Annotated in this window: 14 protein-coding genes; 1 reads left to right on the top strand and 13 read right to left on the bottom strand. The window is 73.3% G+C overall.

All coding sequences use genetic code 11. The annotated features are described in order from the left end of the window. Nucleotides 1-35: 35 nt before the first annotated feature. Entirely contained in the window at nt 36-422 is a 387-nt protein-coding gene (locus ACFY30_RS11915) for a hypothetical protein (RefSeq protein ID WP_390845056.1), read from the top strand. Between the two features lie 84 nt (nt 423-506). Here ACFY30_RS11915 and hypE read toward each other — a convergent pair whose 3' ends face one another. The 13 genes from hypE to ACFY30_RS11850 all read right to left on the bottom strand — a co-directional run bounded on the left by hypE (nt 507) and on the right by ACFY30_RS11850 (nt 12,463). Continuing rightward, entirely contained in the window at nt 507-1,580 is a 1,074-nt protein-coding gene (hypE, locus tag ACFY30_RS11910; RefSeq protein ID WP_390657654.1) for a hydrogenase expression/formation protein HypE, read from the bottom strand. Further along, nucleotides 1,573-2,700, bottom strand: a complete 1,128-nt coding sequence (gene hypD, locus ACFY30_RS11905) for a hydrogenase formation protein HypD (protein WP_390845055.1) — start codon at nt 2,698-2,700, stop codon at nt 1,573-1,575. The genes hypE and hypD overlap by 8 nt, the downstream gene beginning before the upstream one ends. Then, nucleotides 2,697-3,002, bottom strand: a complete 306-nt coding sequence (locus ACFY30_RS11900; RefSeq protein WP_390845054.1) for a HypC/HybG/HupF family hydrogenase formation chaperone — start codon at nt 3,000-3,002, stop codon at nt 2,697-2,699. Before ACFY30_RS11900 ends, hypD begins: the two co-directional genes overlap by 4 nt. Before the next feature lie 30 nt (nt 3,003-3,032). Next, nucleotides 3,033-5,408 carry a carbamoyltransferase HypF gene (gene hypF, locus ACFY30_RS11895; RefSeq protein ID WP_390845053.1) on the bottom strand — a complete coding sequence of 792 codons (2,376 nt, stop codon included), beginning with the start codon at nt 5,406-5,408 and terminating at the stop codon, nt 3,033-3,035. Continuing rightward, complete coding sequence (gene hypB / locus ACFY30_RS11890) at nt 5,405-6,169, bottom strand: hydrogenase nickel incorporation protein HypB (protein ID WP_390845052.1); 765 nt, start codon at nt 6,167-6,169, stop codon at nt 5,405-5,407. The genes hypF and hypB overlap by 4 nt, the downstream gene beginning before the upstream one ends. Nucleotides 6,170-6,172: 3 nt before the next feature. Further along, the gene (locus ACFY30_RS11885; protein WP_390845051.1) at nt 6,173-6,571 is read right to left on the bottom strand and encodes a hydrogenase maturation nickel metallochaperone HypA; all 399 of its coding nucleotides are present in this window, start codon (nt 6,569-6,571) and stop codon (nt 6,173-6,175) included. 142 nt (nt 6,572-6,713) lie between these two features. Further along, nucleotides 6,714-6,818, bottom strand: a complete 105-nt coding sequence (locus ACFY30_RS11880) for a DUF6893 family small protein (protein ID WP_390845050.1) — start codon at nt 6,816-6,818, stop codon at nt 6,714-6,716. Nucleotides 6,819-6,828: 10 nt separating this feature from the next. Then, on the bottom strand, nt 6,829-7,359 hold the full coding sequence (locus ACFY30_RS11875) for a hydrogenase maturation protease (protein WP_390845048.1): 531 nt from the start codon (nt 7,357-7,359) through the stop codon (nt 6,829-6,831). Next, nucleotides 7,356-8,777 (bottom strand): hypothetical protein, encoded by a 1,422-nt coding sequence (locus ACFY30_RS11870; protein WP_390845046.1) that lies wholly within the window; start codon nt 8,775-8,777, stop codon nt 7,356-7,358. The genes ACFY30_RS11875 and ACFY30_RS11870 overlap by 4 nt, the downstream gene beginning before the upstream one ends. Next, entirely contained in the window at nt 8,774-9,466 is a 693-nt protein-coding gene (locus ACFY30_RS11865) for a DUF6084 family protein (protein WP_390845045.1), read from the bottom strand. The genes ACFY30_RS11870 and ACFY30_RS11865 overlap by 4 nt, the downstream gene beginning before the upstream one ends. Beyond that, nucleotides 9,463-10,155, bottom strand: a complete 693-nt coding sequence (locus tag ACFY30_RS11860) for a DUF5947 family protein (RefSeq protein ID WP_390845044.1) — start codon at nt 10,153-10,155, stop codon at nt 9,463-9,465. The genes ACFY30_RS11865 and ACFY30_RS11860 overlap by 4 nt, the downstream gene beginning before the upstream one ends. Then, complete coding sequence (locus ACFY30_RS11855; RefSeq protein ID WP_390845043.1) at nt 10,152-10,685, bottom strand: hypothetical protein; 534 nt, start codon at nt 10,683-10,685, stop codon at nt 10,152-10,154. The genes ACFY30_RS11860 and ACFY30_RS11855 overlap by 4 nt, the downstream gene beginning before the upstream one ends. Continuing rightward, complete coding sequence (locus ACFY30_RS11850; protein WP_390845042.1) at nt 10,682-12,463, bottom strand: nickel-dependent hydrogenase large subunit; 1,782 nt, start codon at nt 12,461-12,463, stop codon at nt 10,682-10,684. The genes ACFY30_RS11855 and ACFY30_RS11850 overlap by 4 nt, the downstream gene beginning before the upstream one ends. Between the last annotated feature and the right edge of the window lie 50 nt (nt 12,464-12,513).

Below are 12,513 nucleotides of genomic sequence, written 5' to 3'. Positions count from 1 at the left end.
GACCGGCGTCCCCCCACAGAACAGGCAGGTCGGCCATGCCGAAGAAACCACACGGGTCCGAGCCTCCCCACGGAAAGGGCCCGAGCCGGCACGAGGGCACCGAGCAGCACGGCTGGGCGCCCGACGTCGACGAGACACGTCAGCAGGACAACCCGAGCGCCCACCGCTCCTTCCACCCCGAGGAGCACGCACCCGCGCGGGGCCCGGGCCGGACCAGGTCCAAGGAGGAGACCAGGTCCGTTCCGGGTGACGAGGTCAGCAGTCACGGCGTCCGCGGCGAGGAGTACGCCGGCGAGGACGAGAAGGGCCGCCGGGACACCGGACGCAAGGGCCGCTCCCAGCGCCCCAGCGGGACCAGGGACGCGCCCGCCACGACGGGCGTGGACCCGCAGGACCCGCCGTCCCGGCGCGGCCGGGGATAGCGCGGGCCCTTCCCGGCCCCCTGCCGCAGTCCCGTCACCTTCCCGGTGCGGCGCCGGCAGATCCGCCGTCCCGGTGCGGCGGCGTCAGCAGATCCGTGGCAGCTGCTCCCCGATCGGCAGATCGACCACCCGCGTGCCGCCCAGGCCGGTGCGGGCCACCACCATGCCGGGATGCGCCTCGACGGTCTCGCCGACGACCACGGCGTCCGCGCCGAGCGGATGGGCGCGCATCGCCTCCAGGACGGCGTCGGCGTGCTCACGCGGGACGAAGGCCACCAGCTTGCCCTCGTTGGCGATGTACATGGGGTCCAGGCCGAGGATGGCGCAGGCGTTGGCCACGGCCGGCGGCACCGGGATGTCGCGTTCGCGGAGGACCACGCCGGTGCCCGAGGCCGCCGCGATCTCGTTGAGCGCGGCGGCCAGCCCGCCCCGGGTGGGATCGCGCAGCACGTGCAGATCCGGGGTGACGGCGAGCATGGCCTCGACCAGTCCGCCGAGCGGGGCGCAGTCGCTCGCGATCTCCACCCCGAACTCCAGGCCCTCGCGCACACTCATGATCGCCACGCCGTGGACGCCGATGGCGCCGCTGACGATCACGACGTCACCGGGGACCACCCGCTGCGGACGCAGGTCCACGCCCGCCGGGACGACGCCGATGCCCGCCGTGTTGATGAAGATCCCGTCGCCGTGGCCGGCCTCCACCACCTTGGTGTCGCCGGTGGCCACCTCCACGCCCGCCGTGCGCGCCGCCGCGCCCAGTGCCTCGGACACCCGGGTGACCGTGTCCAGCTCGACGCCCTCCTCCAGGATGAATCCGCAGGAGAGATAGGCGGCGCGGGCGCCGCTCATGGCGAGGTCGTTGACGGTGCCGTTGACCGCCAGGTCGCCGATGCTGCCGCCCGGGAAGAACAGCGGGCGGACCACGTAGGAGTCGGTGGAGAAGGCCAGCCGGGCGCCGCCCAGGGAGACGACGGCGGCATCGCCCATCCCGGCGAGCACCTCACCGCCGTAGGCGGGGGCGAAGATCTGCTGGACCAGCTCGGCGGACAGGACTCCGCCGCCGCCGTGGCCCATGACGACGCGGGGCCGGTCGCGCAGGGGCGCGGGGCAGGTCCACCCCTCGATGTCGAGGGCGGGGAGACCGGTGGTGTCAGACAACGGGGCTCGCCTCCCGGGCCGCGGTGGCGGGCACGTCCAGCCGCCGGTACAGGTAGTACGCCGCGCAGGCGCCCTCGCTGGAGACCATGGTGGCCCCCAGCGGCGTACGCGGGGTGCACAGCGTGCCGAACGCGGCGCACTCGTGCGGCTTGAGCAGGCCCTGCAGGACCTCCCCGCTGCGGCACTCGGCCGGTTCCTCCGTCCGGATGCCGTCGACCTGGAAGCGGTGCTCGGCGTCGTGGTCGCGGTACTTCGGTGACAGCCGCCAGCCGCTGTCGGGGATCACCCCGATGCCCCGCCAGGCACGGTCGGTGACCTCGAAGACGTCCTCCAGCATGGCCCGTGCGGCGGGGTTGCCCTCCGGGCGGACGGCACGGGCGTAGGCGTTGTCGACGGTGTGCTCGCCGCGCTCCAGCTGCCGCACGGTCCGGCGTACGCCTTCGAGGATGTCCAGGGGTTCGAAGCCCGTGACGACGATCGGCACGCGGAAGCGTTCCGCCAGTGCGGGGTACTCCCCCACGCCCATCACGCTGCACACGTGCCCGGCCGCGAGGAATCCCTGCACCCGGCAGCTCGGCGACGACATGATCGCCTCGATGGCGGGCGGTACGCGGACATGGGAGACCAGCATGCTGAAGTTCCGGATGCCCTGCCGACGGGCCTGATGGACCGTCATGGCGTTGGGCGGGGCCGTCGTCTCGAAGCCGATCCCGAAGAACACCACCTCGCGGTCCGGGTTCTGCCGGGCGATCCGCAGGGCGTCCAGCGGCGAGTAGACGACGCGTACGTCGCCGCCCTCCCCGCGGACCTGGAACAGGTCCCGGCCGGTGCCCGGCACGCGCAGCATGTCACCGAAGGAGCAGAAGATCACCTCCGGCCGGGAGGCGATCTCCAGCGCCTTGTCGATGACCTCCAGCGGGGTCACACACACGGGACAGCCCGGCCCGTGGATCAACTCCACCTCTTCGGGGAGGAGTTGGTCGATGCCGTGCCGGATGATGCTGTGGGTCTGCCCGCCGCAGACCTCCATCAGCGCCCAGGGCCTGGTCACCGTGGCACGGATGTCGTCGAGGAGCCGGCGGGCCAGCCCCGGGTCCTGGAACTCGTCGATGTACTTCACGTCCCGTGCACCCCTTCCACCGGCTCCACGCCCGCCTCCGCCGCCGCCATCTCCCAGGCGTCGCCGAACTCCTCCTGCAGCATGCCGAGTTCGGCGAAGAGTTCGAGCGTCTGCTTCGCCGACTCCTCGTCGAGGCGCTGCAGGGCGAACCCGACGTGGACGATGGCGTACTCGCCGACCTGGAGATCGGGCAGGTACTCCAGGCACACCTCCTTGACCACGCCGCCGAAGTCGACGGTGGCCATCCGGGTGCCGTCACGTTCCTCGATGTCCAGCACTCTGCCGGGTACCGCCAGGCACATGAACCTCTCCTCGCTCTGGGTCACGGTGGGTCATGGGGTGGGAACGGCCCGCGCGGCCACGATCAGCTGGCCGAGCGCCAGACCGCCGTCGTTGGGCGGCACCAGGCGGTGCCGCAGGACCGTGAAACCGTCCTCGCGCAGGGCGGCGGCGCAGGCCGAGGAGAGCAGGGTGTTGGCGAACACGCCTCCGCTCAGGGCGACCGTGTCCAGGCCGTGCCGCTCCCGGGCCGCCGCGCACATCCGGTGCACCAGGCCGGTCACGCCCCGGTGGAAGCGGGCCGCGACCAGGGCCGGCGCGTGGCCCGCGCGCAGGTCACGGACGACGGCCGCGAGGACGGGTGCCGGATCGGCCCGTACGGCACCGTCGTCCCCCTCCTTCGGCGCGCGCAGGGCGAAGGCGTAGGCGGCGGTGTCCTCGGCGGGCGCCCGCAGGGCGGCCCCCTCCAGCTGGACCGCGGCCTGGGCTTCGTATCCGGCCCGGTGGCACACCCCGGCGAGCGAGGACACGGCGTCGAAGAGCCGGCCCATGCCGGACGTGCGGACGCAGTGCAGACCGGTCTCCAACTGGCGCCGCAGGACGGGGAGTTCCTCGGGCGGGCAGGCGGCCGTGCAGGGCAGGTCGTCCGCCCAGTCGATCCCGGCCGCCCGCAGATGGGACAGGGCCATGCGGTACGGCCGGCGCACCGCGGCGTCGCCGCCGGGCAGCGGCACGTACGCCAGGTGCCCGAACCGGGTGAAGCCGTCGTAGTCGGCGAGCAGGAACTCCCCGCCCCACATGGCGCCGTCGTCGCCGTGACCGGTGCCGTCGAAGGCGACGCCGATCACCGGCCGGGTGCCGTCGAAGCCGTGCTCGGCCATCACGGCGGCGACATGGGCGTGATGGTGCTGGACCCGCGCCACGGGCCGGCCGGCCGCGTTCCGGTCGGCCCACCGGGCGGAGCGGTACCCGGGATGCCGGTCGGCCACCAGGGTCTCGGGCCGCACCCCGGTGAGGGACCCGAGGTGCGCCGCCGCTTGCGCGAAGGCCCGCTGGGTGCCGAGGTCGTCCATGTCGCCGATGTGCGCGGACAGCCACGCCCGGCGGCCCTGTCCGAGACAGAAGGCGTTCTTCAGGTCTCCGCCGACGGCGAGCGCGGGACGGACGGGCAGCGGCAGCGGGACCGGCAGCGGGGCGTAGCCGCGCGAGCGGCGGATCAGCAGCGGTTCCCCGTCGCAGACGCGGACCACGGAGTCGTCGCAGGGGACGCGGATGGGCCGGTCGTGGGTGAGCCAGGCGTCGGCGAGGTGCGCGAGCCGTTCGAGTGCCTCGGTGTCGTCGGTGACGATCGGCTCCCCGCAGACGTTGCCGCTGGTCATGACGAGCAGCCGGGGCCCGTCGGGATCGCCCGGCAGGCCGAGCAGCAGGTGGTGCAGGGGTGTGTACGGCAGCATCACACCGAGGTCGGGGCTGCCGGGCGCGACGGCCTCGGCGGGGCGCGGGGCCCCCGCGGGGTACGTCGGGTCCGGGCGGCGCCGCAGAAGTACGACGGGCCTGATGCCGCCTTCGAGCAGGCACCGTTCCTCGGGGCCCAGCCGGACGAGGTGCTCGACGTCGGCCGGGCCGCGGGCCATGACGGCGAACGGCTTGTCGCCGCGCGCCTTGCGGTGCCTGAGGAGGGCGACGGCCGTGCCGTTCGTGGCGTCGCAGGCCAGGTGGTAGCCGCCCAGCCCCTTCACGGCGAGGATCGCGCCGCCGGCGAGCAGCGCGCGGGCCCCGGCGACCGGATCCGTTCCGGCCGGGGTGTCGGCTCCCGGGAGGATCAGCCGCAGCCGCGGCCCGCAGGCCGGGCAGGCGACCGGCTGTGCGTGGAAGCGCCGGTCGCCCGGATCGCCGTACTCGCGGGCGCAGTCGGGGCACATCGCGAAGCCGGCCATCGTGGTGTGGGCCCGGTCGTAGGGCACGCCGGTGACGATCGTGAAGCGCGGACCGCAGTGGGTGCAGTTGACGAAGGGGTGGCGGTGGCGCCGGTCCGCGGGGTCGGCCAGTTCGGCGAGGCAGTCGGCGCAGGTGGCGCTGTCCGGGGAGACCAGGGTGCGGGCCGGCCCTCCGGTGCGGGAGGCGAGGATGCTGAACGTCTCGCCTCCGGTGGGGGGCAGCTCCTGGTGGTGGACGGACTCCACCCGGGCCAGAGGGGGTGCCTGGGCGGCGATCCGGTCGCAGAACCGGGCCACGGCCGAGGCACTGCCCTCGACCTCGGCGACGACGCCCTCCGGGGTGTTGGTGACGTGTCCGACCAGCGCGAGTTCGGTGGCGAGGCCGTACACGTACGGGCGGAAGCCGACGCCCTGCACCACTCCGCGGACGACGACCCGGCGGCGCAGCGGAGGGTCGTCTGCGACGGCGGCCGATGACGGCGGAGCGCTCACGAGCGCTGGGGGGCCAGGGCACCGGCGTCGGCCGCGCCCGGGTGGGGGTGGGTGTGGCCGTGGTGAGCGTCCGGCTGCCCGGCCATGACCGGGGTGTGGACGGGGGTGCCGGCAGCGGCGGCCAGCGCCCTGTCGAGCAGCGCGCCGACGCCCTTGCCCCTGCGTGCCGAGGTCAGGACCACCTCGACGCCCGGGTTGACCTGTTCCACGTTCGCGCGGAAGGCGATCTCGTCGAACTCGACGGCTTCGGCGATGTCGGTCTTGGTGACCACGACGAGATGGGCGAGGCCGAAGGCGGTGGGGTACTTCAGTGGCTTGTCCTCGCCCTCCGTCACGGAGGCGAGGACGACCCTGAGGGTCTCCCCCAGGTCGTAGGAGGCCGGGCAGACCAGGTTGCCGACGTTCTCCACGAACAGCAGCCGGGTGTCCCCGGGCAGCCAGCCGTCCAGATGGCCGGCGAGCATCCCCGCCTCCAGGTGGCACAGTCCGTCGGTGAGCACCTGTCTGACCGGGACGCCCGACCGGGCCAGGCGCGCGGCGTCGTTCTCGGTGGCGAGATCGGCGGTCAGGGCCGCGACGGGCACCGACCGCTCGCGGGCCCGCAGCAGTTCCTGCTCCAGCAGCGCGGTCTTGCCGCTGCCGGGGCTGGAGAGCAGGTTGACGACCGTGGTGCCGCGAGCGGCGAGGTGGTCGCGCAGGGTGTGGGCGCTCGCGTCGTTCTTCGCGAGTACGGCCTGCCGCAGGTCGGCGACACGACACATGGTTCAGCACTCCTCGGGGATCGGTTCGCCGGTGGGCGCGGGTGCGGGGTCGCCGTCCTCCCACCGCACGCCGGTGATCTGCAGTTCCCGCCCGGCGACCAGGTCGGTGGTGCCGCCGCCGCACCCGGGGCAGGTGAGCCGGGGTGGCATGCCCACGGCCCAGGCGTGCGCGCAGGAGGTGCAGCGGGCCCTCCCGGGCACCGCCTCGGTGACCAGTTCGGCGCCTTCCAGCAGGGTCCCGGCGCAGGCCAGTTCGAAGCAGAAGGCGAGCGCGTCGGGGACGACTCCGGCCAGTTCGCCCACCTGGAGCCGTACCGAGCGGACCGCCGTGACGTCACCGGCCCGCGCGGCTGCCTCGGTCACCTGGTCGACGACGGCCAGCGCGACGGACATCTCGTGCATCGGTCCTCGACCTCCCGGGTGTGGCTGCCGCCGGCCTTCATTAGAGGCGGGTGCGCCCGGGCCGCACGGCCCGGCACGCCGTCACCGGCCGGCGGATACGCCGTTCGACGCAACCGCCCGGCCCGCGCGGTGGCGCCCCGTGTCACATGCGGCGGATCCGGAGGTAGCGCCTGATGTCGGGGAAGACCTCGACGACGACCACGGCCATGGCGGCGAGGGCCGCTCCCCCGAACATGATCTTCTTCATCCGTCTCTCCTCATCTCGGAGCCTCAGTGGTTGAGGCCTGGGCCGGGGACGGCTCGGCGTCCGCCAGCAGCTCTTCGATCAGCCGAACGGCCCGGGGCACGGCGTCGGACACCGGCGGGCTGAGGCCGATGCCCTCCTCGGTCGAGGCAGGCTCGCATCCGACGATCAGGACCCGCCGCGGCGGTTGTCCGCCGGTGCCGGCGCAGAGGGTGCCCAGCAGCGCCAGCACGGTGTCGGGGGTCATCCGGTGGCCGTCGAGCGCGGGAACCGCCGCGGTGCCGTCGCCGGGGCCGTCGTACTCGATGACGTACAGCGTGCCGGGTGCCTCGCCGCGTGCCGTGGCGTCCACCAGGACGAGGGTGTCGTAGCCGTCCAGGAGCTGGTAGGCGAGGTGCACCCCGCGCACGCCGATGTCCACGACCTCGGTGTGACCGGGCAGGTCGCGCTCGGCGAGCCGGCGTGCGGTCTCCACGCCGAAGCCGTCGTCGCCGAGGAAGATGTTGCCGATGCCGGCGACGAGGGTGGGCCGGGGGCCGCTCATGCGTCGTCCTCCGCCGGGGAGATCTCGTCGGGCTGGAAGTACAGGAACCGGCCCTGCTCGCGGCGGATGTCGGCGCCCGGGTCGCCCTCGACCGTGACCGCCAGGTGCACGACGCCGTCGACGTCGTGCAGGACCGCTTCGACCGTCGCGGTGCGGCCGTGCAGGAACAGGTCCTGTGCGTCCGTGTGGCGCCGGCCCGGGCGCAGTACGACGCGGCTGCCCTTGGACACCGGGCGGCCGTCCACGAGAACGCCGTCCCGCTCCGGGTCGAAGCCGGCCTCGCTCGCCGGGTCCCACCAGGGCGTGTCCGGGCGCTGTACGCCGTGCTCGTCGGGGAAGCCGGCGGCCGGGCCGGAACCGGTCACCTCGCGCAGACTGCGCACCGCCCCGTGCAGACGTTCCAGCACCTCCGCGGGCATCGAGTCCGCGAGGTCGATCACGGCGGCGGCCCGCTCGTCGGTGCCCCGGGCCTCGCGCTTCTCCTCGTCGGTGAGGGCAGCGGTGCGCAGGGCGAGGATCTCGTCGATCTCGGTGGCGTCGTAGAGCGCGCCGGGGCTCTCCGGAGCGATGGCCGGATGGTCCTCGAGGATGATCGGTGAGGACAGCAGGAGGTCGGCGCGGCCGGCTTCGCCGGCGAGCACGGGCCAGGTGTGCAGGTTGCGGCAGGCGGCGGCCGCGCCCTTCGCCCATTCGGGGGGATCGGTCATCGACAGGAACGATCCGGCGCTGAGGGCCATGAGGAGGTGGGTGGCCACCAGGGAGTGCGGCAGCGCCGCGTCCCGGTCGGCGGCGCGGCCCTGCGGCGGTGTCCAGTCGCTGCTGTTCTCCACGACGGCGGTCAGCCGCATGGTCCGGTAGGGCCCGTCGAGTTCGCGGGCGGACAGCCTGAGCGTTCCGCTGATCTCCTCGCTCCGCCGCACCAGTCGGCCGACGACGCGGCCCGCCGCGTCCAGGACCGGTTCGGTGTCCTCCCGGGCCGGGCGCCGGAAGGGGTGCGTGACGCCGTCGCCGAGGAGTTCGTCGACCGGTACGACCAGTTCGACGCGCTCCTCGCCGCCCTCGTCCCAGGGCACCAGCACCCGGTCGTCCAGGCGGAGTTCGGCGACCGTCTCGTAACCGCCGTCCGGGCAGGCCCGCTGCACGGTGCGCCGCCGGGCGTGCAGGAAGCGCACCTCGACGGAGAGGGTCGCGCCCTTCCTCGGTTCCATCAGGCACTCGGTGTGCTGGAAGTCGTGCTCCTCGCAGTCGGCGCCCCAGGCGGGGGGCACGAGCACGCCGAACTGCCAGCGCAGCCGGTTCTTGGCGGAGGAGGCGCGGTACGGATAGAGCACGTAGCCCTCGAAGAGGACGGCGTCGGCCACCTGCCGGGCGAGGGCGAACCGCTCCTCGGTCTCGGGGGCGAACGCGGTCACGGTCACGGGTCGGTCCTTCCGGTGGTGCCGGTGAGCGCGCGCAACGGGTCCCTCGCGGGCGGGTCCGGGGCGCCGCGGTCGTCGAGCAGGGCCTGGAGAGTCGCCTCCCAGGAGGGCAGGGCGTGCCGGGAGCGGTAGGCGAGGAGGGCGGCCATGGTGTCGCGGGGCAGCCGGATCCAGCCGCAGCCGGGGAAGTGCTGCTCGACCATCTCCCGCCAGGTGGCGACCGGCATCCGGAAGGATGCCTCGCGGTCCCACGGCACCGGCTCGACCTGGAAGCCGCCGGCGCCGGTGAAGGCCGTGCCGGAGAAGAGCAGCAGCAGGGGGACCTCGCCGTCGGTGAGGGCGTCGAGGTAGCGGGTGGCGGCGATGTCCATGTCGTAGGTGCAGGGGACGACGAGGTCGGCCTCGGTCTCCCCGGTGAAGGAGGAGACCATCAGCGGCACCTGGGCGAACTGCACCGGCTGGAGGGTGCTGCCCCAGCGGGAGCGTTCGCCGAAGAGGTCCGTCAGGCCGTCCGCCTCGGCCGGGGCGTAGGCGCGGCGGGCGGGTTCGATGCGGATCTGGCAGCGCAGCGCGAGGGCGTGCACGGGCGTGTCGCCCGAGGCGGTGACGCGCAGCCGGAAGACGAGGGTCGGTCCGGCGGCGAAGCGGTCGGCACGGACGCCGGTGCAGGAGAAGGAGAACTCCGTCACGGGCGTCCCGCCCCGTCCGGGGAGCACCGCGCGTCGTCCGTCGGGCGCCGCGCGTCGTCCGTCGGGCGCCGCGCGTCGTCCACGGGCCGCACGCGGCGCTCGACGTCCGCGAAGAACGCGTCCAGTGCCGCGCGGGCCTCGGCCCCGCCGTCGAAGCCCTGCCACAACAGGCGCATCCGGCCGACGAGTTCGTAGCAGATGTCGATGGGGACGAGGTGGCACGCGCAGCGGCCGTCGGTGCGGCGCAGCAGCAGTGCCTCCACGTCCGGTTCGAGGAGTCCGGCGAGGCGGCTGCCGCCGAGGACCTGTGTCCAGGTGCCCGGGTCGAGTTCGCTCTCGGTGGCCCCGGCCGGGCTCGGGTAGAGGGCGACCAGCCGGTCGAGTGCCGCGTTGCGGAAGAAGAAGGCGACGCCGACCGGGATCTGCAGCGCCTCCCAGGCCCGCTCGTCGAGGCGGTGGCCGGGGTCGGTGAGGTAGCGGGCCGGGACCGCGCGGAAGCGGCCCGTGGCGGCGGCCGGTTGTTCCATGAGCAGCGCGCAGGCCGCGCAGGCGCAGACGAGGGCGCGTTTCTCGGTGTCGACCAGGTGCCGGTGGTCCTCGGGCACCACGACCGCGCACAGCTCGCACCGCTCCGGCCGCGGCGGACGCTCGGTGAGGAATCTCCGCAGGCCGACGGTGGTCGCGCTCATCGGGCGCCCGTCGGTGCCGTACCGATCTGCAGGAGCGTGGGCCCGGCGGGGGTCGTCTCCACGTCGACGGCCCTGACCTCGGGCGCGAAGCAGGCGAGCGCGGCCTCCGCGGCCTGCCGGGCGTCCGTGCCGGAGCCGCAGCCGCAGCCGCCGCCCGCCCGGGCGCGCACCCGCAGCGTGCCGCTGTGCTCCTCGAAGCCGACCACTTCCAGGGTGTGGTCGCGGACGCTGTCGAGGGCCCGGGCGATCCGGGTGTCGCGGTCCTCGGGGTGCAGGTCGTGCAGGACGAGCAGGCTCGCGACGAGGTCGTCGCCGAGCAGCCCGGCCAGCGGCGCGCCGGGAGCGGCGTCCAGCAGTTCCACGACGCGGGCGAGGCCGCAGCCGTAGAAGTCCATGAGGGTGCGGACGAGTTCCTCGGCCGCGGCCGCGGCGGCGGGTTCGCCGCTCGCGGCCAGCCGGTCCAGGACCTCCTCGACGCGGCGCCCCGTCTGCTCCGCGGTCACGGGCCGCGTCGCGGCCGGCGCGCTCATCCGCCCAGTCCGCTCAGGCCGGTGGGCACGTGCATCGACTTCACGGTCCTGCCGTCGCCGACGTACATGTGGACGCCGCAGGGCAGACAGGGGTCGAAGCTGCGCACGGCGCGCATGATGTCGATGCCCTTGAAGTTCTCCGGGGGGTTCTCCTCGAAGATCGGGGTGTTCTGCACGGCGTCCTCGTACGGGCCCGGTGTGCCGTAGGAGTCCCTGACGCTGGCGTTCCAGGGGGTGGGCGGGTAGGGGTGGTAGTTGGCGATCTTGCCGTCGCGGATCACCATGTGGTGGGAGAGGACGCCGCGGACCGCCTCGGTGAAGCCGACGCCGATGCCCTCGTCCGGGACCTCGAACTTCTCCCAGGTCTGGGTGCGTCCGGCGCGGACCTCCTCCAGGCCCTTCTCCGCGAAGTGCAGGGCCAGGGCGGCGGTGTAGGCCTGGAAGTAGGTGCGCGCGCGGTTGCGTTCCAGCGCGTTGCTCCACCGCGGGATCTTCCACTCGAAGGTGGTCTCGGGCTTGGTCAGTGTGCGCGGCAGGTTGATGACCACGCTGTGTCCGGTGGCCTTCACATGGCCGGTGTCGACGAGTCCGGACAGGGCGGTGGACCACATGCGGGCGAGGGGGCCGCCGCCGGTGTCGAGGGCGAGGTGGTCCTTGCCGTCGAACCAGCGCGGGGACATGACCCAGCTGTACTTGTCGTCGAAGTTCCGCTTCTGCGGGGCGGGGATGGTGTGCTGGTTCCACGGGTGGCGCGGGTCCACCGGGTTGCCCAGCGGGTCGTGGGTGACGAACTGCTCCTGGCCCTGCCAGTCCTCGTAGTAGGAGCTGCCGAGCAGGATGCGCATGCCGAGGTTGATCTCGGTGAGGTCGTTGGTGACGAGCTTGCCGTCGACGACGATGCCGGGCGTGACGAACATCCGCCGGCCCCAGTCCGTCATGTTGGCGTAGGTGAAGTCGCAGTACTCGGGGTCGTTGAGCGCGCCCCAGCAGCCGAGCAGGACCCGCCGGCGGCCCACTTCCTCGTAGCCGGGCAGCGCCTCGTAGAAGAAGTCGAACAGGTCGTCGTGCAGGGGCACGACCCGCTTCATGAACTCGACGTACCGCATCAGGCGGCTCATGTAGTCCGTGAAGAGCTGTACGGAGGCGATGGTGCCGACGCCGCCCGGGTAGAGCGTGGAGGGGTGGACGTGGCGTCCCTCCATCAGGCAGAACATCTCGCGCGTGTAGCGGCTGACCTGGAGGGCCTCGCGGTAGAACTCGCCCTCCAGGGGGTTGAGCGAGCGCATGATGTCGGCGATCGTGCGGTAGCCGTGCTCCGCGGCGTGCGGGGCCTCGGTGCGCTCGGCGAGTTCGAGCACACCGGGGTTGGTCTCCTTGACCATCTTCTCGCAGTAGTCGACCCCGACCAGGTTCTCCTGGAAGATGTTGTGGTCGAACATGTACTCCGCGGACTCGCCGAGGTTGATGATCCACTCGCCGAGGTGCGGGGGCTTCACGCCGTACGCCATGTTCTGCGCGTACACCGAGCAGGTGGCGTGGTTGTCGCCGCAGATCCCGCAGATGCGGCTGGTGATGAAGTGGGCGTCCCGGGGGTCCTTGCCACGCATGAAGACGCTGTAGCCGCGGAAGACCGACGAGGTGCTGTAGCACTCCGCGACCCGCTTCTGCTTGAAGTCGATCTTCGTGTGGATGCCCAGGCTGCCCACGATCCGGGTGATCGGGTCCCAGGCCATCTCCACCAGGCCGCTGCCGTCTCCGGCCGCCGTCGTCCTTGCCATCGTCTTTGCCGTGCCCTTCGTTGCGCGGGAGGTTCGGGTGTGCGGGGTGC

The organism is Streptomyces sp. NPDC000345, from assembly GCF_042898825.1.
Lineage (GTDB): Bacteria > Actinomycetota > Actinomycetes > Streptomycetales > Streptomycetaceae > Streptomyces.
This window is presented reverse-complemented; position numbering and strand designations above follow the sequence as displayed.